Annotated in this window: 18 protein-coding genes and 1 tRNA gene; 12 read left to right on the plus strand and 7 right to left on the minus strand. The window is 45.9% G+C overall.

Features of this window, described 5'->3' with window-relative positions; genetic code table 11:
* Window positions 1-124: 124 nt before the first annotated feature.
* Window positions 125-595 carry a ribonuclease HI gene (gene rnhA, locus BM607_RS04855; protein WP_006081489.1) on the minus strand — a complete coding sequence of 157 codons (471 nt, stop codon included), beginning with the start codon at window positions 593-595 and terminating at the stop codon, window positions 125-127.
* 70 nt (window positions 596-665) lie between these two features.
* On the opposite strand from rnhA, the gene dnaQ reads away from it, so the two are divergent.
* From dnaQ to BM607_RS04885, 6 genes are all read left to right on the plus strand, one after another.
* On the plus strand, window positions 666-1,394 hold the full coding sequence (gene dnaQ / locus BM607_RS04860) for a DNA polymerase III subunit epsilon (protein ID WP_063884330.1): 729 nt from the start codon (window positions 666-668) through the stop codon (window positions 1,392-1,394).
* A 10-nt stretch (window positions 1,395-1,404) separates the two neighbouring features.
* On the plus strand, window positions 1,405-2,778 hold the full coding sequence (locus BM607_RS04865; protein WP_071939777.1) for a TIGR03503 family protein: 1,374 nt from the start codon (window positions 1,405-1,407) through the stop codon (window positions 2,776-2,778).
* Window positions 2,779-3,065: 287 nt separating this feature from the next.
* A tRNA-Asp gene (locus tag BM607_RS04870) sits at window positions 3,066-3,142 on the plus strand.
* A 275-nt stretch (window positions 3,143-3,417) separates the two neighbouring features.
* Entirely contained in the window at window positions 3,418-5,400 is a 1,983-nt protein-coding gene (locus BM607_RS04875; RefSeq protein WP_071939778.1) for a sodium:proton antiporter, read from the plus strand.
* Between the two features lie 92 nt (window positions 5,401-5,492).
* Window positions 5,493-6,782: an acetamidase/formamidase family protein gene (locus BM607_RS04880; protein ID WP_071939779.1), complete on the plus strand. Its 1,290-nt coding sequence runs from the start codon at window positions 5,493-5,495 to the stop codon at window positions 6,780-6,782.
* Between the two features lie 344 nt (window positions 6,783-7,126).
* Window positions 7,127-8,355 (plus strand): IS3-like element ISSba4 family transposase gene (locus BM607_RS04885; RefSeq protein ID WP_087486476.1). Its coding sequence is split into 2 segments (ribosomal slippage): window positions 7,127-7,478 and window positions 7,478-8,355, totalling 1,230 coding nucleotides; the frame shifts between segments, so codons are not numbered across the junction.
* 47 nt (window positions 8,356-8,402) lie between these two features.
* Here BM607_RS04885 and fadE read toward each other — a convergent pair.
* Entirely contained in the window at window positions 8,403-10,850 is a 2,448-nt protein-coding gene (gene fadE / locus BM607_RS04890) for an acyl-CoA dehydrogenase FadE (RefSeq protein ID WP_006087280.1), read from the minus strand.
* Between the two features lie 243 nt (window positions 10,851-11,093).
* On the opposite strand from fadE, the gene BM607_RS04895 reads away from it, so the two are divergent.
* Window positions 11,094-11,873, plus strand: a complete 780-nt coding sequence (locus BM607_RS04895; RefSeq protein WP_071939780.1) for a class II glutamine amidotransferase — start codon at window positions 11,094-11,096, stop codon at window positions 11,871-11,873.
* 438 nt (window positions 11,874-12,311) lie between these two features.
* On the opposite strand, the gene BM607_RS04900 is transcribed toward BM607_RS04895, so the two are convergent.
* Both BM607_RS04900 and BM607_RS04905 read right to left on the minus strand, forming a co-directional pair.
* Window positions 12,312-13,103, minus strand: coding sequence for a DUF3108 domain-containing protein (locus BM607_RS04900; protein WP_086012652.1), 792 nt, complete (start codon window positions 13,101-13,103; stop codon window positions 12,312-12,314).
* A gap of 216 nt (window positions 13,104-13,319) precedes the next feature.
* Window positions 13,320-13,757, minus strand: coding sequence for an MGMT family protein (locus BM607_RS04905; protein ID WP_071939781.1), 438 nt, complete (start codon window positions 13,755-13,757; stop codon window positions 13,320-13,322).
* Between the two features lie 295 nt (window positions 13,758-14,052).
* On the opposite strand from BM607_RS04905, the gene def reads away from it, so the two are divergent.
* The 3 genes from def to BM607_RS04920 all read left to right on the plus strand — a co-directional run bounded on the left by def (window position 14,053) and on the right by BM607_RS04920 (window position 16,509).
* On the plus strand, window positions 14,053-14,544 hold the full coding sequence (gene def, locus BM607_RS04910; protein WP_006081499.1) for a peptide deformylase: 492 nt from the start codon (window positions 14,053-14,055) through the stop codon (window positions 14,542-14,544).
* A 264-nt stretch (window positions 14,545-14,808) separates the two neighbouring features.
* Window positions 14,809-15,654: a rhombotarget lipoprotein gene (gene rhlP, locus BM607_RS04915; RefSeq protein WP_071939782.1), complete on the plus strand. Its 846-nt coding sequence runs from the start codon at window positions 14,809-14,811 to the stop codon at window positions 15,652-15,654.
* 228 nt (window positions 15,655-15,882) lie between these two features.
* The gene (locus tag BM607_RS04920; RefSeq protein WP_071939783.1) at window positions 15,883-16,509 is read left to right on the plus strand and encodes a LysE family translocator; all 627 of its coding nucleotides are present in this window, start codon (window positions 15,883-15,885) and stop codon (window positions 16,507-16,509) included.
* A gap of 165 nt (window positions 16,510-16,674) precedes the next feature.
* Here the strand turns inward: BM607_RS04920 and proX are convergent, their stop codons facing one another.
* From proX to proV, 3 genes are read right to left on the minus strand one after another with little or no spacing between them, the layout of a single operon-like run.
* Entirely contained in the window at window positions 16,675-17,709 is a 1,035-nt protein-coding gene (proX, locus tag BM607_RS04925; RefSeq protein ID WP_071939784.1) for a glycine betaine/L-proline ABC transporter substrate-binding protein ProX, read from the minus strand.
* Complete coding sequence (locus BM607_RS04930) at window positions 17,706-18,557, minus strand: proline/glycine betaine ABC transporter permease (protein WP_006081503.1); 852 nt, start codon at window positions 18,555-18,557, stop codon at window positions 17,706-17,708. The genes proX and BM607_RS04930 overlap by 4 nt, the downstream gene beginning before the upstream one ends.
* Window positions 18,558-18,583: 26 nt before the next feature.
* Window positions 18,584-19,810 carry a glycine betaine/L-proline ABC transporter ATP-binding protein ProV gene (gene proV / locus BM607_RS04935; protein WP_170927449.1) on the minus strand — a complete coding sequence of 409 codons (1,227 nt, stop codon included), beginning with the start codon at window positions 19,808-19,810 and terminating at the stop codon, window positions 18,584-18,586.
* Window positions 19,811-20,875: 1,065 nt separating this feature from the next.
* Here proV and BM607_RS04940 point away from each other — a divergent pair.
* Both BM607_RS04940 and BM607_RS04945 read left to right on the plus strand, forming a co-directional pair.
* A complete protein-coding gene (locus BM607_RS04940) occupies window positions 20,876-21,709 on the plus strand; it encodes a PRC-barrel domain-containing protein (protein ID WP_012587750.1) in 834 nt (277 codons plus the stop codon).
* Window positions 21,710-21,756: 47 nt separating this feature from the next.
* Window positions 21,757-23,454, plus strand: a complete 1,698-nt coding sequence (locus tag BM607_RS04945; protein WP_249269551.1) for an FAD-dependent oxidoreductase — start codon at window positions 21,757-21,759, stop codon at window positions 23,452-23,454.
* The last annotated feature ends 186 nt before the right edge of the window (window positions 23,455-23,640 follow it).

Here is a 23,640-nt window from a genome sequence, read left to right on the forward strand (position 1 = left end):
GTGAAATAAATCATTACGCCTAAGTGTTTAGCTTAGGCGTGATGGCATCGAACTTACTTTTTCGAATTAGCTTGTATGAACTTTGGCTGTTCAAACTTAGCTAGTTTAAGTAAGGGCCACAGAGTTAAGGCTGGTAGCCTAAGTCGGGTTGGGTCGGTTTTGATTCTGCCGCGGTGCGAGCTAATACATCGCAACGTTCGTTTTCGGCGTGGCCCGCGTGGCCTTTAACCCATTGCCAGTCGATAGTGTGCATCTGTGAGGCTTTATCTAAACGTTTCCACAGGTCAACGTTTTTGACTGGGGTACGGTTTGATGTCATCCAACCTTTTTTCTTCCAGCCATGGATCCACGTCATTATGCCTTGGCGCATATATTGGCTGTCGCTGGTGAGCACGACTTGGCAAGGCTCTTTTAAGCTTTCTAACGCTATGATTGGGGCTAATAATTCCATGCGATTATTGGTCGTGAGCGCAAAACCGTCGGACATCTCCTTTGTATGGCCTTTATAATTCATTACAATGCCATAGCCGCCAGGACCGGGATTGCCTAAGCAAGAGCCGTCGGTGAAGATGTGGATCAGTTTTAGTTCAGTCATCAAATTGTTACCATAGCCGGGAATTTCGGCCGAGTATAACCAAAAATTGTCATAAGAAGCGCATAAAAAAATGAATATTATCTCTAACGCTAGCCGTCAGGTTATTTTGGATACCGAAACCACAGGTATGAACCAGGGCAGCGGCGCCATTTATTTAGGCCATAGGATCATCGAGATAGGTTGTGTGGAAGTGGTGAACCGTCGTTTGACGGGGCGTTATTACCACCAATATATCAATCCAGGTCAAGCCATCGATCCTGAAGCCATTGCCGTTCACGGTATTACCGATGAGCGCGTTTCCAAAGAGCCGCGTTTTCATCAAGTTGCTCAAGAATTTATCAACTTTATCGACGGCGCAGAAATCGTCGCCCATAACGCCAACTTCGACGTGAGCTTCATGGATCATGAGTTTTCACTGTTGCAGCCGCGTGGACCGAAAACCGCTGATATTTGTCAGATCCTCGATACCTTAGTCATCGCTAAGTTCCTGCATCCTGGTCAGAAAAACAACCTTGACGCCCTCTGTAAGCGTTATGGTGTGGATACGTCGCGCCGCGAATATCACGGTGCTTTGCTCGATGCCGAGATCCTCGCCGATGTTTATCTGATCATGACTGGCGGGCAGACAAAGTTTAATTTGTCTAACGAGGAAGCGGGGCAGGAAGCGGGTGGGATTCAACGTTTTGATCCGCAATCACTTAACCTTAAAGTGATCGGCGCATCGGCCGATGAATTGACTATGCATGAACAACGCCTTGATTTAGTCGCAAAATCAGGCAAATGCCTCTGGAGAGGATAGAAAAATCACTATGCCGATGTCGCGCCATAAACCCATTTTAGCGCTTTGCCTTGTTGTCACTACGCTGTTTGCGAGTGTGACGACTGTGTTTGCCGCCGAGGCTGAAACCGCTAAAAAAGTCGTCAAGCCGCCCAAGGCCGCGCCGATTATAGGATTGGAGACGGCTTCTGAGCTTAAAAACCGTTTTCGCATCGACCATATGGTCGATAACATGACGCTGTTAGTGGAGCGCGAATACGGTTCTGCGCCTGTAGTGATAGTGTTGCCTGATGGCAGTAAATGGTACGCCAATCGCCATCCTGAAACCGTCAAGTGGGTCGATGGCATTACCGGCGATATTATTTACATTGAGTCGCCTATGCCTGGACCTTGGCAGTTGGTGGGTAAAGTCGTCCCAGGTTCGACCCTCAAAAAACTCTCTAAACTCGAAATCGAAGTGCAGCCTTTGCCGCAGCCGCTATTCCAAGGTGAGCAAGTTAAAATTGTCGCCCAGTTGATGGGTGATGCCCAGCGTGTGCGCATGCCGGGACTCGACTTTCTGGTGGAATGGACGGCTCATTTTGTGAGTAAGCACAGGGCCGGCGATGAGAATTTTGCCGCGGGTGACATTATTGTTGGTTCCTATAAAGACAATGGTGAAGATTATGATGAAAAACCCGATGATGGCGTATTTACCAGCAATCTCAATGTAAAGCAGCCTTGGGGTGATTATGAGTTTGTGGTACAGGCTCGCAACAACGTGTTTGAGCGGCAGATTTCATTTCCGTTTAGATTATCGCCGCGGCCAATTAATTTAGAAGTCATTACCCCAGACGATCCGTTAACGGGGCAATGGAAAATCATGTTGCACGTCGATAGTGCTGTGCTGCAGCTAGCTGAAACGCATTTTTCCTTTGAGCTAGTGGGTCCTGCGGGCTTACAACTGCCTTTGACCGTTAATGGTCTTACAGAGCCGGACTCTGAATTAGATTTACCGACTGTGACTGAGTTTGGTAGTTATCGAATTAAAGGTTTCGTGGCGACGACGACGATTACGGGTCGAGAAATCGTACTGGATTTGCCAGAACTGTTTTTCAACTTAATTCAGCCGCCAGAGCCGCCACCAAGCGCTGAAGAGTTGGCCGCCGTTGCTGCACAAAAAGCCGCAGAGGAAGAAGAACTTGCGAAGAAAGATGCCATGTTCTGGATCATCACGATCAACGCTATCTTATTGGTCTTGGGCGTCGTGGGATTAATTGTGTGGCGTAAACGCCAAAGTTTAGCGCAGGCCTTAGCTGCCGCTGAGTTACGTTTATTGGAGGAAGCATCGGCGAATCCAGCAGCTGCGCCGTCATTAGATGAAATCGATCTCACTATGCCAGATGAGGCGGATAAAGATCGTTAGCCAAGTGTCGCTGATGTGTTTGAGTTATGACTTTGAACTAGGGCGTAGCAGCGATATTTGGCACATAAATCAAGGTCGGAAATTGATTTGGTTTTTTTTTAATCAAATGATAAATCTAAGTAAAAAAACGGTTGACGCCCGCAGGGCTCAACCTTATTATTCTTCGCATCTTAAGCAGAAGCCTTGATTCTGTTGAATTATCGTTATGGCTGTTTTAGCTTCAGCGGCCTATCACGCTGGGGTTAGCGGGTTTTGAAACTCGTCAGATGTTGTATATGGAAGAATTTGGAGCGGTAGTTCAGTTGGTTAGAATACCGGCCTGTCACGCCGGGGGTCGCGGGTTCGAGTCCCGTCCGCTCCGCCAAATTAATAAAAAGGCCTTACAGCAATGTAAGGCCTTTTTATTTCTATCTTTTTCATCAAATAATTGCTGCGTAAAATCGCTGCAGCTTGCAGTCCATCGCTGTTGCGCCTTGGTTTCACTTAGGTCATGCAGTCTTCGATAAACTTTATAGCGTTTATGCATTTGCTGCTATTGTTAAGCGAAATAGATAATTCCCGAGCCATTATCATGCTCATGTCATCTATTTCATTAAAGATAATGCGAGCTCATTGTTTTCCTCACCTAAAGGATTTTTTATGGTTGAACAAATCACAGGTATGTTAGCGCTGATTGGGGTGTTATCGCTTTTTTGTCAATGGCTTGGTTGGAAATTGCGGTTACCGGCGATTTTGCCCTTACTGCTCTGTGGACTGACCCTTGGCCCCGGACTTGGCTTCCTTAATCCCGATGCGATTTTTGGCAATTTACTCTTTCCGATCATTTCTCTCGGGGTTGCCGTGATTTTGTTTGAAGGTGCATTGACTCTCAACTTTAAAGAAATCAAAGATCATGGTCGTATGGTGACGCATCTTGTGACCATAGGAACAGTGATCACTTGGGCTTGTATCAGCACGGCCACCTTTTATTTACTCGATTTTAGTTGGGAAATTGCACTCCTCTTTGGCGCATTAGTGGTGGTAACGGGACCGACGGTTATCGTGCCTATGCTCAGAAGTGTGCGCCCAAAATCCCAATTGGCGAGTATTTTACGCTGGGAAGGCATAGTCATTGACCCAATAGGCGCGCTGCTCGCAGTATTAGTTTTTGAATATATTACAGTTTCAGGCGATCAGACAACGCATGTGCTTTATGCCCTAGGTTCAATGCTTTCTCTAGGATTAGGGCTTGGAGCGGCAGCAGGTTACCTCACTGGGCAAATATTAAGACGCAACCTGTTGCCACATTATTTGCGCAATACCGCAGTCTTAACCTTAATGCTCGGCATCTTTGTCGGTTCGAACCTATTACAGGAAGAGTCGGGTCTACTGACTGTGACCGTTATGGGCATTTGGCTTGCCAATATGCGCGGTGTGGATATTGCTGAAATCCTTGAGTTTAAAGAGACCTTAACCGTACTACTGATTTCGGCATTGTTTATTTTATTGGCGGCGCGATTAGATTCTAATGCCATGCTCGACTTAGGTTGGGGCGGACTAGGCGTTTTAGCGGTCACTATGTTGTTAGCTCGGCCGCTGAGTATTTGGGTTTCTGGTGTCGGCACCTCTTTGTCGAGGGCCGATAAATGGTTTTTATGCTGGATTGCGCCGCGAGGCATAGTCGCTGCGGCGGTATCGTCATTGTTTGCGATTAAGTTAGAAGCCAACAATGTGCAAGGCGCCGATGCGATTGTGCCCTTAGTGTTTTTAATTATTATCGGCACGGTCGTTATCCAAAGTTTAACCGCGGGACGTTGGGCGCGATTCCTCGGTGTCAAAGCCGATTCTGCCCAAGGTTTATTGATTTTCGGTGCTTCTAAATTTTCCCGTGAGTTAGCGAAAATCTTAAAAGCAAAGGATGTCAAAGTGCTATTGGCTGATAATAACTGGGATAATATTCGCCTGGCACGTATGGATAATATCCCAGTGTATTTTGGCAATCCCGCATCGGAACATGCTGAAACCTATATGGATTTAACTGGGATTGGCCGCGTGTTGATCATTTCCCCTTATCGACAATTGAACCCTTTAGTGAGTTTCCATTTTCAAGATTTCTTTGGCACTAAGAAGGTTTTTGGCTTAAATAATACCGAAGTGGGCAGTGCGCGCCACCAGCTCTCAGAAACTTATAAGCAGCGTTTATGTCTGTTTGGTGATGCCGTGTCCTATGCCAAGATAGCAAGCCTGATGGCGAGGGGCGCTCAACTTAAAGTGACCAATCTAACCGAAAACTTCAGCTTTGAGCATTTCCGTAAGCGTTACGGTGAAACGGCTATGCCACTGGTTTATTTAACCAAGGAAGGTAAGGTCGTTGTAGTGTCAGGTAATGATACTGTGTTCCCGAATGGTATTGAGCTGATTAGCCTGTTGCCGATTGAAGCCTTAGAGGAAGCCAAAGTACAGCAAGCGATTGCAGAGCGAGAAGCACTGGAAGCCCAAGAGAAAGCGGCCGCAGAAGCCGCTTTAGCGAAGGTAAAAGCGGAAGAGGAGGCTGAGCAATTAAGGCTCGAGAAATCAGACGCTAACACTGTAATAAATGACGAAGCTGACAAGGGTGTGGTGGATAACATGATAAAGAGTTAACTTGAGCATGTCATAAGGTATTACTGCCATGTTTTATCTTGTTGATACGACAAACTCACTCTCATATTCGCAAGTTAAACTGGAGAATACCGATGTTGAAATGTTCCACACTCATGTGCTTGAGTCTTGTGTTTGGACAGGCGCACGCAGCTGAACAATGGCTACTGACAGCGGATCTCTGGGGTAATCCTGTGTATGGCACACTGACATTAACATCCAAGGGTGACAATCTCAGTGGCGATATAGACGGTGACAAGCTGAGCGGACATCGCCAAGGTACAAGTCTTACCTTTGAAAGCACTGATGTGAATGGCGCGGTCTATCACTATGAGGGCAAGATGCAGGATAATACCATTGAAGGTATTGCCGATTTTCCTGATACCAATCATCCAAATGTTCGGGTGAAACATGCCTTTTCGGCACGGAAAATAGCCACGCGTCCAGAAGGCCAACCGCGGCGTTATGAGTTCATGCCGACAAACTATTCTAATCTATTTGATCCTCATCGCACACCCGTCCTCACGATTTGGCCTGGGGATACAGTACAAACAAAAACGATTGACTCGGGTGGGGTCGATGAGCACGGCGTCACTAAAGCTCTATTTGGAAATCCACAAACTGGCCCTTTCTTTATTGCCACCGCAGCGCCAGGGGATACGCTGGTCATACGGATAAATCGACTTAGATTGAATCGAGATTATGCTGATAGCTTGGATGCGATAGTAGGGCGCGCATTGGGGGCAGGTTTTGCAACTCAAGCGGACGAACTTGGAAAGCCTGTGCGCTGGAAATTGGACAGAGAGCGTGGAATGGCGAGCTTGGAAACGCCAACTGAGCATTTAAAAGACTACACAATTAAAGTACGGCCTATGCTAGGTGGGCTGGCTGTTGCACCAGGTTTTGGTTCTGCGCCTGTATCTACGGGTGATACCGGACGCTTTGGAGGCAACATGGACTTTAACGAAGTAGTTGAAGGCAATATTGTTTATTTACCCGTGCAACAACCTGGTGCTTTACTCTATCTTGGCGACGCTCATGCGTTGCAAGGGGATGGGGAAACCTCGCAGTATGCTTTGGAAACCTCTATGGATGTTGAATTCACGGTTGATGTGATCAAGGCTAAATCGATAGCGATGCCGCGTGTTGAATCACCGGATCAGATCATGGTCTTAGGTCTGGCGGGATCATTAGATGAGGCATTACGTTCGGCGACAACAGGGCTTATTCAGTGGTTACAACAAGATTATGGATTGACGCTGCCAGAATGTGCGATTCTCCTCGGCAGTGCTGCACATTATTCTGTTCCTAATCTCGCTGGGCGTAGCGTGGGCGTTGCCTTGAAGCTTGATAAATCACTTCTTACTATGCCTCGTTTGCAGTAAGTATTGATACGCTACACAGTGTATTTAAGCTTGTATTAACGATGTATTCTTAGTTTTAAAGCACAACGCTTGGCACTGTCTTCACGGCATTACATTGTTATTTTTGTTCCGCGGTACTAGCTGTTATGCGACATCGTTTGCAGGATAAAGGATAAGCTATGTTAACGCTGAATAGCTTTCGTCATCTGGTTGTGAAGCTTTATCTGATTGAGCTTGTATCATATTGAGCGGTTGATTCGTGACAGAGGCAGATAGACTTGTTATAAAAAAGGAGGCTAGTTAGCCTCCTTTTTGTTGGTTTAATGTCCCGTCCTGAAATACGTTGACATAAAGAGGACTTCTTTATGACAACATCAAGTAACTCAAGCCGTAAGCGTACTCAACGCGATTACACCTTAGCTTTTAAATTAGGCGTTGTTGAACGTGTTGAAAAAGGCGAAATGACTTACAAGCAAGCGCAGACTCGTTTTGGCATTCAGGGTAAAACAACGGTACTCGTCTGGCTGAGAAAGCATGGTAAACTCGATTGGTCGAAACCCTTTCAGCATCCCCTTATGCCTCATTCAAAAGAAACCCCAGCCGAAACTATCAAGCGCCTTGAGCGTGAGTTAGCCGAAGCGAAGCTGCGTAACCAAATTCTCAATGGTATGGTCGATATCATGGACAATGAATACGGAGCCGGCCTCAGAAAAAAGTACTTATCCGGTATCTCTGGCAAGCCAAAACCCAAAGCAAAATAAACCTCGCCGTTGCGTGTCGCGCCGTCGGTATTTCACGGCAAGGTATTTATCAGGCTATCGCCCGAATGGCGAGCCGAAGCGCTGAGCTATCGGTCATCAAAGACTGGGTCCAATATTGGCGTAACTATATGCCACGATTGGGGACGCGTAAGCTCTATACTTTGATACAGCCTAAGCTGGTTGAACATGATATCAAACTCGGGCGAGACGGGTTCTTTACCTACTTGAGAAGTGAAGGCTTGCTAGTTAAGCCCAAGAGAAGTTTCACAAAAACGACATTCAGCAAGCATTGGATGAAGAAGCATCCCAACCTGCTGAAGGAAGAGGGACTACACGATGCCGAGCATGTACTGGTCAGCGATATCACTTATCTCGAATCAGACCAAGGCGTGCACTATTTGTCACTAGTGACCGATGCCGCGACACGTAAGATAGTCGGTCATCACTTGAGTTCGGACATGAAAGCAGAAAGCGTAGTGAAAGCACTAAAAATGGCGGTCAAAGATAAGCGCTATAGCGCTAATGCGGTCCATCACTCAGACCGAGGCTCGCAATACTGCTCAGCCGTTTATCAAGATGAACTGCAGGCCAACCATATTCAGCCGTCGATGACAGACGGTTATGATTGCTATCAAAATGCGTTAGCAGAAAGAGTAAACGGGATCCTGAAGCAGGAGTTTTTACTCTACCGGTGTAAAACGCTGGAAGAGCTGAAGAGACTTGTTAGAGAATCGATAGCGATATACAACGAAATGAGACCGCATCTGAGTTTGGATATGGAAACACCCAATCAAGTGCATAATAGAAAAGGCCAGCTACTGGAGCTGGCCTAGAAACTGTCAACCTATCTTAGGACGGGACATAAATATTACTGAGTGGATTACGCTGCGCGTTCCTGTGAAGTGGTAGAAACCACTTCTGGACGCAGTTCAGCTGGGTCAAAGTCATCAACGTTGATTGACTTCATACGACCGATTTCCGCTCTTTCTAGCAAGTTAACTTCATCGTCGCTCAGCACGCCTAGTGCTTTACCTTCAGCGGCTACTTTATCTAACCACATGAAGGGTAGACGTTTACCGCTCGCCTTACAGACTTTGTCATGCAGAGGCTCAGACGCGATGATGTCGAGCAGCGTTTGTTCTTGGATACCCACAGCATTGTGCTCAGAGTTGGTCCAGAACTGGCCTTTACCTAAACGGTCACGGCTTTCACACGGTGTTTGCATGATCTTAGCGACTTTATGATCTAACACATCGCTTGGGCGTTTCAGTGGACGACCGAATGGGAACATAACCACGCGTAATGCGCCGCCAAGACCCATAGGGAAGTTATCCAATAAATCGTCTAACGAGGCTTGTAACTTGTACAGCGCATCTTCAACCGCCCATTGCACTAACGGCAAGTCGTCGGTTTGACGGCCTTCATCTTCATAGCGTTTCAGCGTGGCAGATGCCAGATACAGTTGGCTCAGTAGGTCACCTAAACGGGCAGAGATACGCTCTTTACGTTTAAGGTTGCCGCCCAAGGTTGCCATGGCTAAGTCAGAAAGCAGGGCAAGGTTGGCACTGAAACGGTTCATCTGTTGATAGTAACGTTTGGTTTTATCAGAATAAGGCGCGTTAGAGAAACGGCTTGATGTCAGACCTAACCAGAAGCTACGGATGAAGTTACTGGTAGCGAAACCAATGTGACCAAAGATGGCCGCATCGAAGTTAGCTAAACCTTGACCCGATTCGGTATCAAACGCTGATTCCATTTCTGCAAGCACGTACGGATGGCAGCGAATTGCGCCTTGGCCGTAGATGATCATAGAACGGGTCAGGATGTTTGCGCCTTCAACGGTAATCGCGATAGGCGCAGCTTGGTAGCCACGGCCTAAATAGTTATTCGGACCAAGACACACGCCTTTACCGCCGTGAATATCCATGGCATCGATAACGCATTTCTGCATTCTGTCTGTCAGGTGATATTTCACAATCGCAGAGATAACCGACGGTTTTTCACCTAAGTCAATACCTGTAGTGGTCAACGTGGTTACCGCATCCATCAGATAAGCGTTACCGCCGATGCGTGCCATTGGCTCTTCGATACCTTCAAGCTTGCCGATAGGCAATTTGAACTGTCGACGAATGCGAGCATAAGCACCTGTTGCCAGTGCCGCGGTTTTCACGCCGCCAGCTGAGTTTGATGGCAGTGTGATACCACGACCCACTGATAAACATTCCACCAGCATGCGCCAGCCTTGACCTGCCATTTTCGGGCCGCCAATGATGAAGCTTAATGGCACGAATACTTCATTGCCGTGAGTTGGACCGTTTTGGAACATACAGTTGAGCGGAAAGTGACGACGACCAGTTTCAACCCCTTCCATATCGGTAGGGATCAAAGCACAAGTAATGCCGAGTTCTTCTTTATCGCCAAGTAGATGCTCTGGATCGCGCAGTTTGAAGGCTAAGCCTAATACTGTCGCGACAGGGGCTAAAGTGATGTAACGCTTGTTCCAAGTCAGTTTCATACCCAGAACTTCTTCACCTTCCCATTGGCCTTTACACACGATACCAAAGTCAGGAATAGAGCCTGCATCGCTACCGGCTTCTGGGCTGGTCAGTGCGAAACAAGGTACTTCTAACCCTTTGGCTAAACGTGGTAAATAATGGTTTTGTTGTTCTGGCGTACCGTAATGTTGCAGCAGCTCTCCAGGGCCTAAAGAGTTAGGCACACCAACAGTGGATGCCAACTCACTGCTCAAACCTGCGAGTTTTTGTAACACGCGCGATTGGGCATAAGCTGAATATTCTAAACCGCCGTATTTTTTCTTAATGATCATGGCGAAGAAGCCATTATCTTTCAGATATTGCCATACGTCGGCTGGTAGATCGGCAAGTTGATGTGACACTTGGTGTTGATTCACCATGCGGCACACTTCTTCAACAGGGCCATCGAGGAAGGCCTGTTCGTCTGCACTTAAACGCGCAACTGGGTAGTTATGTAGTTTTTTCCAGTTAGGGTTACCCGCAAACAGATCGGCTTCCCACCAAGTGGTGCCTGCTTCAATCGCTTCTTTCTCTGTTGAAGACATTTCCGGCATGATGCCGCGATATACCTTCATCAGTGGACGACTGATCACATTTTGTCTAAATGCACTGATATTTAACGGCAAGGCTACCACAAGGAAAACGATCCAAGAGATAGGGCCGACAACATCGAGTGTCCATCCTGCTGTCATCACAACAGCGGCTGCAATAGTGGCAGTGAGCAAAGATACCCGAAGGTAAGCTAGGGCTCCTAGCACTAAGATCATGGCGATGATCCAAAGTAGGGTAGTCACTGTAATTCTCCTTAAATATGACCGAGTGCCAACCACAGGTCATAGAGTGTTTTGTTGATTGCGATCACAATTATAGTTTGTGGTCAGACCTGTGTCGCATAAAAGTTAAACCTAAGACAATTTTAATACAAGTATTTTTCAAACAATTGTTTAAATTATTTGTCAGCTTTGATCATTCCACAAATGTCATCAACTAGTTACAATGCTAACAAGTGGATTTTTGATTGATGATGGGCGAGAAATATGTGCGAGTTACTGGCGATGAGCGCCAATGTGCCAACCGATATTGTGTTTAGTTTTACGGGATTAGCACAACGTGGAGGCGTAACGGGCCCCCACGTGGACGGCTGGGGTATTACGTTTTACGAGGGCAAAGGCAGTCGTACTTTTAAAGATGCTTGCCCGAGTAGCGAATCGCATATTGCAAAATTGATCAAATCCTACCCGATTAAAAGTGAAGTGGTGATAAGCCATATTCGCCAAGCGAATCGCGGCTGCGTATCTTTAGAGAACACCCATCCTTTTACCCGCGAATTATGGGGACGTTATTGGACCTATGCCCACAATGGCCAATTGACGGACTATCTGCCCAAGTTCAACGTTTCTCGCTATCAACCCGTTGGCGATACTGACAGCGAACTCGCTTTCTGCTGGATTTTGGAACAAGTTGCCCAGAAGTTTGGCGGCACTAAACCCGAGGATATGTTGACTGTGTTCCATTATGTCGCGACGTTGGCCGAGCAAATCCGTGCCTTAGGTGTGTTCAACATGATATTGAGCGATGGCGAGCATTTGATGAGCTATTGCAGTAACAACTTATGTTATATCACTCGCCGCGCGCCGTTTGGCAAAGCGAAACTTATCGATACCGATGTGGTGATTGATTTTGATAAGGAAACCACGGCCCACGATGTCGTGACTGTGATTGCGACTCGTCCATTGACTGAGAACGAACAGTGGCATGTCATGCAGCCCGGCAACTGGAAGTTGTTTAGATTAGGCGAGCTGTTAATCGATCTTTGATGTTATCCAATAGTGCTAACACCAGCGCTAAAAAATGGGTGCGAGCAGATTTGCGGCTGACTTTGGTTTGTTCAGGTCACTTTTTAAAAAGATTGAGTCAGTATCCAACACATCTTCTAGCAATGAATGGTTAGTGATAGACCATTAGCAACGAACATGCGGTAACGAACTGTTCGCTATGAACTAGCAGTGCAGGAATATTGGTTCTGAACTTTGGCAATGAACCATTAGCTATGAGCATTAACCGAACTTAGAGGCTGGCCCTAGGTTCGGTTAAATATTAGTTCGGTTAAATATTAGTTCAGTTAAATATTAGCTCGGTTAGATATTCATTCGGTTCGGTATAACTTCGGTTTGGTTTTATCGGTGTGAGTTCAGCTAAGGCTTTGTATCATTGAGCTAAGTTGATTTCCTTAACTTAACTCAATGCTTTGCCAGTTAACCTTCTGTCGTACCGAGCAGTTTTGGTACTTGCGGTTGCTCAGCAATATCTGCAGGCTTGCTTTCTTGGCTCACAACTTCATCGAAGTGATATTTAAGTAACTTAATATCCAGCTGCTTACTGCCTTTTTCAAAATGTGTTAACCGCACGGGCAGGTAGGCTAAGTCTGGCGCCATCCAGAAGAAGGTTTGGCGTTTTTTATTGTCACGCACCACTTCAATTTTGACTGTGTCGTAACTGCCACTGTCGATGTTCATCCGTTCTCTGCCAATCACATGGAACTTGTATTCATCCAGTTCGTTATCTTTGACCATCTTGTAGTCAAGCGCTTCTTTGCCCGCGGCCATATCGAGCCTGAATTGCAATTGCACCATTAATGGATCGAAAATCTCGCCTTCATAGGGGAATTTACCTTTCTCGTCTTTATAACGGGTATGAATAAAGCCCTGCGCTTTGGCGAACGCGGTTTGCTCTGTGTAATTCGGGCCGACACCTTGGCGCTGCTGTAAGTAACGCAAAGGGCTGAGTTGACTATTTTCTTGAGTAAATTCACTCAAGATGTGGCGCACATCGGTTAACAATAACAGGCTAAGGTCGCTGTCAAAACGATACTTATAAACCCCATCTTCTGGATTGGGCAGCGTGTATTTGGCTTTACCGAGTTCGATATCCCCATAGTTGACTTGGTATTCAGCCGTCTGCGGCGTGAGCGGCGTCGGCGCGGCTATGGCAAACATACTTTGGGTGAGGGCAGTTAAGCTCACTAAAAATGTCGGAATGGTACGCAAAGAATGCTCCTTGGGTCGCAGGTTTTCACCTTGTATCACTACAAAACGCTCAGTAGTGGTTGATAAAAAAGTGTCGAGTAGCATGCTTACTTACACAGTTCAGGGTAAATCAGTTCAGCGTAAATCAAAAATCGGAATCGACGGTTAGCAGGTTATAGCCGAGGCCGACACTTCTGTAAATAGCGATGTAAACAGTTTATGGATCAGTATATTAAACTAAAATGGCATTGCCATGACTAAAGTGACCAGATCGGGACGCCACTGGTACTCAGACAAACTAACTTTGCCGCAGTTCACTGTTATCCCTTCGATTCTTAATAATTCCATCTGTTCCTGAAAGGAGACTGAATTTTTCTCGAAGGAGATTTTACCCTGACTATTGAGTACTCTGTGCCAAGGCAGAGACAAATGCTCGGGTGCCGATTTGAGTGCCTTGGACACATAACGTGCTCGCCCCGGTAATCCCGCATAATCGGCAATTTTGCCATAACTGCTGATTTTTCCCCGCGGGATCATCGCAACGATATGCCAGATTTTCGCCATGGGAGACAAGTCCACCGCTTGGGGCTGGTGACTCGCTAAATCCTGTTCATCTTGTTTATCTTTTTCAAGATAGCGATACAGCGGCGATTTGTCTTTCGGAAACGATGCCATTGAATAGTTGGCCCTCAGCTAAATGCGTGTTCATGCTTAGAAAATCAGGCTTAAAAGGTCACACAGTAAAAGTCGCCCGCGACGAGGTTGGGTTAGTGTAACGGCAAAGTCTGGTTTAGCGGAAGAAGTGAGGACATTAAGCGTTCAATGGATTATGCATTACTCGACATTTTTTATCGACTATCTCGATTGCTAACAAAATATTTAAACTGTTTTTAGCTTTAATATTGTGTAAATGGTCAAATAGTCCATAATAGCGCCAATTTTTTTGACTCGATGAGAGAAGATAACTGGCATGGCTGTACTCGATATTCTAACAATTCCCGATGAGCGCCTTAAACGTAAAGCGCAACCTGTAAAAGATATTGAAGCTGTTCAGGGATTTATCGATGATTTAATCGAAACCATGTATCACACGGATGATGGTATCGGTTTAGCGGCAACGCAAGTCGGCAGTACGGATGCAATTATTGTGATCGATTTATCTGACGGTCGCGACCAGCCTCAAGTGCTGATCAATCCTGAAATCGTCGAAAAGTCTGGCGAGTTTGTGGGTGAAGAAGGGTGTCTGTCGATCCCCGGTTATCGCGCTAAAGTGTCACGTTTTGAGAAGGTCAAAGTGACCGCCTTAGACAGAACAGGCAAGGCTATTGAAATCGAAACCGATGAGTTTTTAGCCATAGTATTACAGCATGAAATCGACCATTTACATGGCAAAGTGTTTATCGAACATTTATCCATGTTAAAACAACAAATTGCGCTTAAAAAAGTGCGTAAATACGCTTAAGCCTATTGCATAAAAGCGTGCACAAAAAAGTGTATGAGCGCGCTGATTTGCCTGTTGCGCCTCCTGATTAGCCGCATTTTATGATGCGGCTTTTTTGTATCTAAAATTGGTATGTAAAACCTGAGTTTGAATGTCTTTGACTTGATATGTGAACATAACGACTTGTTTTAACTGTAATGAGTGGATAAGGTAGCCAGCAATATCCGCTAGTAATAAATTCAGTTGCATCATTAGCGGCAGTGTATGGATACGGTAGGGAAACAGATGAAACTTAAGATCATAACCAGCGGCATAATCTCACTCGCAATGCTTTCACTCAGTGGCTGCAGCGCGTTTTTTAACGGCAATACCACAGATAAAAAGGCGGTATCGAGTAGCTTAGTCGAATACTTATACCCAGATGAGAAGAGCCGCCAAGCCCAGCAGCCATCCTTACCTGTGCTGCGTTTGCCTATTACCGTCGGTATTGCTTTTTTACCTTCATCCCATTGGCAAGCCGATGCCATGGACAGTCGCGCCCAAGTCGCTTTGCTCAACAAGGTGAAACAATCCTTTATTAAATACGATTATATCGATCGTATTGAAATCATTCCGAGCACCTATCTTAAAAATGGTAAAGGTTTTAATACCTTGCAGCAAGTTGCCCGCCTGCATGACGTCGATGTGATGGCGCTGGTATCTTACGATCAACTGATGCAAAGCCACGAGAACAAATCCGCCATCCTTTATTGGACTATCGTGGGCATGTATTTAATCCCCGGCAATGAGAATGCAATCCAAACCTTTGTCGATACTGCGGTGTTCGATATGCGCAGCCAAAAGATGTTATTTAGGGCGCCGGGCATAAATCAGTTAACTGAAAGTTCAACCGCTGTTGGCGTGACAACAACTTTAAGGGAGAAATCCTATGAGGGTTTTGATCTTGCGGTGAACGATATGATAGTCAATTTAGACGATGAGCTCGCCCGCTTTAAAACACGGGTTAAAGAAGAGCAGGTTGCCACCATAGAACATAAACAAGGTTACAGCGGCGGTGGCAGTTTATCGCTATTAATCCTTTCTATACTGGGAATATTTGCGCTGCGCCGTTTAACGATTTGCCGTGAATAAATAATTAAGCGCCAATTAAGATCGTTAAGGATGAGCAAATTGAGGTTTGCTTTGAATCAAGACGTGGGCAAAAAGTATATAAAGTTGAGCACAGGCTCTGGTTATCAACTTACTTGTAGTTAACGTTTTGATTTTATTTTTAAAGTGGTTTGCTGAGGCTGCGGTATTGCGTCGGACACCACTTACGCGGGCGTGATACATTAGGCGTTTAACAAGGAGAAAAATTAAATGGATTTAAATTCACTATTACTGTTTGCAGTTGCTTGCCTTGCTATCAATCTTATCCCTGGACCCGATGTTATCTACATTGTATCTAACACAATGAAAGGGAAAATGATCAGTGGTCTTAAAGCTGCGATGGGTTTAGGTGTAGGTTATTTCGTTCACACGCTTGCTGCTAGCTTGGGATTATCTGCCATCATTCTCAGCTCAGCGTTGGCTTTTAGTATTGTGAAGTGGTTGGGGGCCGCATATCTAGTGTATTTAGGTATTCAAGCGTTAATATCAATGTGGCGTGGCAACAATAAAATGGTGGTCGATGACAATAGCAAACCAAACGGCAACGTATTTTACCAAGGCATTGTCGTTAGTGTACTTAATCCTAAAGTCGCTTTATTTTTTCTCTCTTTTTTGCCGCAGTTTATTGATCCGTTAGCAGGTTCAACGTCAATTCAGCTGTTAACCCTTGGTCTTATTTTCAGTTTGTTAGCGACCCTGTGTAACGTCCTTTATGCGTCGGCAGGAAGCTGGGTATTTAGTCGGCCCAATTCCCAGCGTTATTCCAGAGCCTTAGAGGGGATATCAGGGGTGTTGCTTATTGGCTTGGCCAGTAAAGTCATGACCAGTGATAGATAGTGGAATCAGGTTAGGCCGCTAAGAGCTGAGACACGGCTCAAATAAGCGGATCTGAGTTGATGAAAGACCCCGAAAGCAAGTTCCAGTGATGATAGAACGCAAACCGAAAGTGGATGTTGTTTGCGTTTTATTATCACTGGCCAGATTTAGGGTTACAGCTTGAGACTATTGAGCCGCGTTTCGTGCTTCAGTAAGCCAACCGTTCCATTTATCTTGGTTCTTGGCAATCCACCCATCTACGTGGTGTTGAATATCTTGCTTACTCTTTTCACCGTCGTTCATACGCGTGTTCTGCTCGTTGATATCGGCGAGCGGTAGTGTGAATACCTCAAAAAACTTCCTCGCGGCGGGATTTTGTTTAGCGAATTTTTTGTTGGCAACGATCTGGATGTCAGAAGCGACAAACCCCAGTTTTATCGGATCGGAAACCGCGCCTTCGAGTCCCTTTACCGTCATCCGATCAACGGCAGCACTCTGGGCATTTGTTGGTTTGATTTCAGGCACGTTTATCCATACCACGTCCTTGCCTGGCTTCATTTTAAAAATGGTCCAGTTGGGCGCCCAAGTATAGAAAAATATCGGGCCACCATTTTTATAACCCGCCATAGCGGATGCCATCCCGGCAGCATAGGCCGCTTTCACTGGATTAATCGAATCTTTCAGACCGTAAACATCCATATGGTGAGTGATGATTTTTTCGCATCCCCAACCAGGAGGACATGCAGTCAAATCCGCTTTACCATCTCCATTAGTATCAAATGCTTGTTTGACTTCAGGGCGTTTAAAATCTGCAAGAGAAGTAATGTTGTATTTATCGGCTTCTTTTTTAGAGATTAAATATCCACCTAATCCACCGGCTTTAATTACATAACCAATCTTTTCGGCTTTTTCGTCGAAATTACTCGGTAGCTGATCGTTATGCATTGGAAACCAACCATTGGCCCAATAATCAATGTCACCGAGTGTGACGGTTTTATAAAAGATGGGATTGACCAATGTCTTAGGTTTTTCGACATCATACCCAAGCGTTTCAAGGCCGCGTCGAACAAGTGCTTCCTGAAAAAAACCTGTGTCCCATGTTGCCCGAGCGGGTTTAACGGTTATCCCTTCCCCTGGCTTGAGAGTATCTGCAAGCGCTGCGGATCCCGTCACTGTCATTGCAGCTAACGCTGCACCCAGTATTACTTTTTTAAGTCTCATTTTACGTCCTTATTTTTTTTGGTCGCCATTGATTGGGTGATCCTATCGAGAATGATGGCTAATAAAACAATCGCTAGACCGCCCACCGTGGCCAAACCAATATCAAGTGTATTTAAGCCCAGAACGACAGGTGCCCCGAGGCCACCCGCGCCGATCATTGCAGCGATGACCACCATGGAGAGTGACATCATGATGGTCTGATTCAGGCCCGCCATGATGGTCGGTAAAGCAAGGGGTATCTGAACTTTAAGTAAAACCTGCGAGCTTGTTGCCCCAAAGGCGAGCGCAGCCTCGACTAACTCTGGGTGTACCTGCCTGATCCCGAGGCTGGTTAATCTCACCAAGGGTGGCAGGGCAAAAATGATGGTTGCCAGCACACCCGCGGTATTGCCAATAGAAAAAAGCATCACAATGGGGACCAAATAGACAAAGGCTGGCGTTGTCTGCATCGCGTCCAAAATGGGTCGCAGAACGTTGTTAACACGATCACTGCGTCCAGCCCATATCCCAAATGGCACACCAACAAGGGTGCAGAACACCACGGATGAAAAGACCATGGCGAGGGTTATCATGGTTTCTGACCAGAAACCGAGCAGACCGATGAGCACCAATGATAACAGCGTAAAGATGGCCAGTTTTAAACCTGACACTCGCCAAGCAATGGCGCCAAACAGGGCAATAACAAGTAGAGGGGAGGTTGCCAGTAGACCGTCTGACACACCAGACAGGATAAAGTCGACGGGCCATTTGATCAGTTGGAAAAACCATCGATAGCCTTCAACCAACCAGTTAACTATATTGGTGATCCACACATCTAAAGGAATCACTCTTTCATCAAAACTGAACATGATATAAAACTCCTGAAGTGAGTATTCTAAGATGCTGACTGCTCAAAATAGGTCCCCTTTTCCGCACGGTTTAAGGTACGAAGAAACAGATTTTTAGAAACAACGCCGCGATATCTACTTTCTGAGTTTACAACTGGAATAGGCCAAGCATGGGAGGCGACCAAGTGTAAGATATCCTGAAGACTATCTGTTTCTTGAACTGATTTAGCGTCTGTCAGAAAAGCATGCTCAAGTTTGCTACCACCATTTCCTTGGTCAACAGCGTCGCGCAGGGAGTCTGAAGAGACCACACCTAAAAAGCGGTGTTCTGAGTCAAGTACATAGGCAAATTCGCGATCTTTAATACTTAACATTTCTAGGGTGGCGCGTGGGCTACCGGCTTTAGTATGCCAAACGACCGTTGGCTGACTGTCGCGGGCAATGTCCCCAGCGGAGATAACACCGGTTGGATCCACACCACGGAAAAATGCACGTACATAATCATCTGCGGGATTTTGCAGGATTTCTTCCGGCGTCCCCACCTGAATCACTCTGCCGCCCTGCATAATGGCAATTCGGTCGCCAATCCGTAATGCTTCGTCTAAATCATGGGAGATAAAAATGATGGTGCGCTCATGACGATCTTGCAGTTTCAACAGTTCATCTTGCATTTCTGTCTTGATAAGCGGATCAAGCGCTGAAAATGCCTCATCCATGAGCAAGATATCAGGATCAACCGCTAAGCCTCGCGCTAATCCAACTCGCTGCTGCATACCCCCACTTAACTCATTGGGATAGGCCTTCTCCAAACCTTCGAGTCCGACTTGTTTTAAAGCATCTAGGGCTCGTTCTTCACGCTGTTTTTTATCCATGCCATCGAGTTCGAGGCCAAATGCGGCATTCTCTAACACTGTTTGATGGGGCATAAGCGCGAAGGATTGAAACACCATACTGGTTTTACTTCTGCGAAACCTGACCAGTTCATCCTTATTCATGTTGAGGATATTTTGGCCATCGACTAATACCTCTCCCGACGTGGGTTCAATGAGCCTGTTTAACATTCTTACTAGAGTTGATTTTCCTGAGCCGGATAGCCCCATAACGACAAAAATCTCACCTTTATTTACGGTAAAGCTGGCACCTTGTACGGCAACCGTCAGCCCTGTCTGTTCGTAAATTTCCTCTTTGCTTTTCCCTTGTTCAAGTAACTTCACCCCCTTGCGAGGCTCAGCACCAAAAACCTTATACAGGTTTTTTATCACTATTTTTTCCATAACATTTTCCATGACGCTCTTTTACGCCGTTCTGCTTTTTTGCACTAACGCTACATAAAAAACACATGAATAAATTCTGCTCGATTAAACATTGAATGATGAACTCACAGAGTTCATAAAAAATGCACAGCACGAGTAGTCTCTTTCTACACTAGTGTCTTACAGGCCTATCTGTCAACGAATCCACGCAATTAAGCAGAATGTAAATTATTGAAAATAAAAATATTTATTTATTTTCTTCGTACATTAACATTTTTTTAATGACTCAGTTGGCGGCTAAAACCTTGAAAGGCTGAACGATTCCAACAACGAAAAAAAACGTAGAAAACTGAAAGTCATCCAAGAAAAAGAAAAAGCGGGTGCAAACACAAAAACAGCGACAATTGCTCAGTAATTTGTGTTAGGAACCCATGTAAGGCGTGTGGTGGACAGCGCCAACAACCGTGGAAAAATTCATTATGACACTCATTCACTATAACAATAGAGGTCGAGTGAGCGAGTGATTGGGACATACTTATAGGTGTCTGATCATGAATGTCATGACAAGCCGGCGCGGTTGGATTTATCGCTGGGATCTCGTGTGAACATTTTTAAAAACAGGGACGACATTTATCTAGTGATTGTCAGCACCTAAAAGCGGACTGACGTTAAACGACTACGTCTATTTGCTTTGTTTGAACCTAAACCCAAAGTGCGTTATGTCATTGTTGATATTGATCTCAACATTGACCTCAGAAAAAATCTCAAAAAAGACCACAAAAAATTTTTTACTGCGATAACTCCATAGCTATGAACTCCACAGTTTTAGACATTACCGATTGTCTTTCTCTATGGCGAATGACTTGAGGTCTGGTGTCAGTGTGGTTCTGGTCTCAGTGTGATAGGGTGGATTTAGCTGCGAACTCGACGCATAGGAATTTGGCGGCGCATCAATTGCACTAATAACTGCATTAATATCACTCCCATGTTCTATAGCGCACCGACAGCAATACTGCTTTTTGCATACGATGATTCGTATATTGCATCCTCTGTTAAAAAATCAAGCATGTGAAGGAGACAGTACTTATGTTACGCACCGTTAAACATATGGAAGACTACGTAATCAGTGCTACAGATGGCAATATTGGGCATGTCAAAGATGTCTATTTTGATGACGAAACTTGGTGCGTTCGCTATCTCGTTGTTGATACAGGCACTTGGCTTTCGAGTCGAAAAGTATTGATCTCGCCTATCTCGATAGGCCAAGCAAACTGGGCTGACAAGCAATTACCCGTCTCGATCACAAAAGAGCAAGTTGAGAACAGCCCCGACATTAACACTCAAACTCCCGTCTCTCGCCAGCAAGAAATCCGCTTACTTAAGTACTACGGCTATCCATATTATTGGGGCGGTTATGGGATGTGGGGCGACAGTGTGTACCCGAATTTGATGTTAACGGGATACGTCGACTTGGTTTCGCGGCCCAATGACGAAGATCCACAAGCGGTTAGGGCGGTTAAAGCCGAGCAGCACCAAGATGACGATACACATCTGCGTAGCTCTCAGGCGGTAATCGACTACCGCATTCATGCTAGCGACGGTGACATTGGCCACATAGAGGACTTGCTTATCGATGAAGAGACTTGGGCCATTCGATATCTGATAGTGAATACCAGTAACTGGTGGCTAGGTCATCAAGTGCTCATTCCTGCAGATTGGATTGAAGATGTGAGTTGGCCGGATGCTAAGGCGTCAGTCAATCTAACACGACAGGCAGTAAAAGACGCTCCGCCGTATAACCCATTGATGCCAGTGGATCGTAAGACTGAAATGGTTATCTACCGTCATTATGGTCGTCCCGGTTATTGGCTGGATGAAGAGCAACATGAAACCGCAAAATCACACCCTAGCACCGCGTAAGAGCGAGCGGTGACAATATTAAGAGGTGATCGATGGTAGCCAAATCTATGTCTACATCTACAAAATCAGCCACAGAATCGAAAAGTGTCGCTATTTTTGGTGGTGGTATTGCTGGACTAACGGCAGCCCATGAATTTGCAAAACTTGGCTATCAAGTCAAGGTGTTCGAGGCGAATGCGGATGCGGGTGGTTTTTTTAGAAGTGCCAGAAGGAAAGAAGATCAAGGCATGCCTTCTGAATACTCTTGGCATGGAATGGGCCCTTGGTATAACAATTTTTTCGAACTCATCAAGGAGATCCCCTTTGATGAGAATTCCAGTCTCTATGACAACATACTTTCTCGGCCCGTGGTATTCGGCTTAGCGCCTAACTCAGGTTCGGCTCATTTTGGTGACTCTCACTCCAGCAATGTCGATGTGGAAAACCTGTTTAGTATGACGACCAAAGAAAAATGGCTTTGGTGTTGGCTAATGGGAAAAGCATGGTGTTCAAATACCCGAAGTAGCCAAAAGTACAGCAACATCAATGCGAAAGAAGCTTGGCGACCTTATTTAGCCGCTTCGACACTGAGTACCTGGAGTTCCACTTTTGGCCCTTGGGTAGGTTCCGACTGGTGTCATGTTTCTTTCCATCATGTGGCGCATTTTTTCCGTAAGCAATTAGTCACCAAGTATTCGTATCATCATCAAGCAGACAGTGAAGGCGGGCCGTGGGAACACAAGGCCCGTATGGGATGGTTGCTGCTTAACGGACCCAGCAGTGAGGTTTGGTTTGATAAATGGGTCGATGATCTGAAGAAAAAGCAGGTTGAGTTTCATTGGCAGACCCCACTTCATCGTTTGAGTTTTGAAAATAACAGCATCACAGCGGCAGAGCTCGCCAATGGCGAAACCATTCAGGCCGATATCTATGTCCTCGCACTCAATCCCTTTTCTGCGGCAGATGTTCTAGACAGAACCCCGCTGCTTCAAAATAAACCGCAACTCAATCTTTTTAAACCCTTGGTACAACAGGGGCCGCACACCCAAGTGTCCTTTAGAATTGGCTTCAAAGAACCAATGTCTTGGCCGCGAAAACGATGCGCGCTGGTTATTTCAGACTCCGCCTTTAACCTGACACTGTTTGCTCAGGAACAAGCGTGGGGAGAGTCGAGTCCTCTGGGGGACGATATTCAATCACTGTGGACAGTCACCGCGTGTGTTTCAAAAGTCCCTGGCCCAGTCCATGGCCTGTGTCTGGAACAATGCACTGAGGAACAATTTCTGGATGAAGTGTTATTTCAATTAAAACAGAGTCATGCCCTCGATGAATTGGTCAAAAAGGCTAACGGCGGTAAAAGTTGGCAAGATTTTTCCATCGTAAACATCACAGTTTGGCATGAATGGGCGTTTTCTCCTGAAGGCATAACATCGGCGCAACCCAAATGGGTGAATTCGACCCACACCCAACAATATCTACCACTGCAAAAGACGACGATACCCAACCTAGTTCTTGCAGGCGCTCACACCAAAACGACGGCGGATGTGTGGAGCATTGAGGCGGCGGTCGAGAGTGGCAAGCTGGCGGTAAAGGTTTTTGAGCCGCAACTTAAGGTCATTCCACAGTCGAACTTTCTGGTGTTGACCATCCTTGGGAAAATTGATGATGTGCTTTATTACTGCAAACTTCCTAACGTGTTGGATGTTGGTTTGGCAGTCATTGTTATTTTGTCGGTGAGCGCCATTGCCTTTGGGATTGCCGGATAAAGAGTGGCTGATATAAAACACAAATAACGCAGGGCGTCTGCATGACCATGAGAATAATGTTGGCTCAAAGCTCGACGTGAATTGCTCAACAGCGATTTCAGACGTGGATTGCGACCATGGGCATCCTCTTTTATCGGGCAGGTTTTGTCTGGGGCAAGATAAACCGCACTTTGTAGTTGCAGGCTA

The sequence above is a fragment of the Shewanella sp. SACH genome, from assembly GCF_001887095.2.
Taxonomy (GTDB): Bacteria; Pseudomonadota; Gammaproteobacteria; order Enterobacterales; family Shewanellaceae; genus Shewanella; species Shewanella baltica.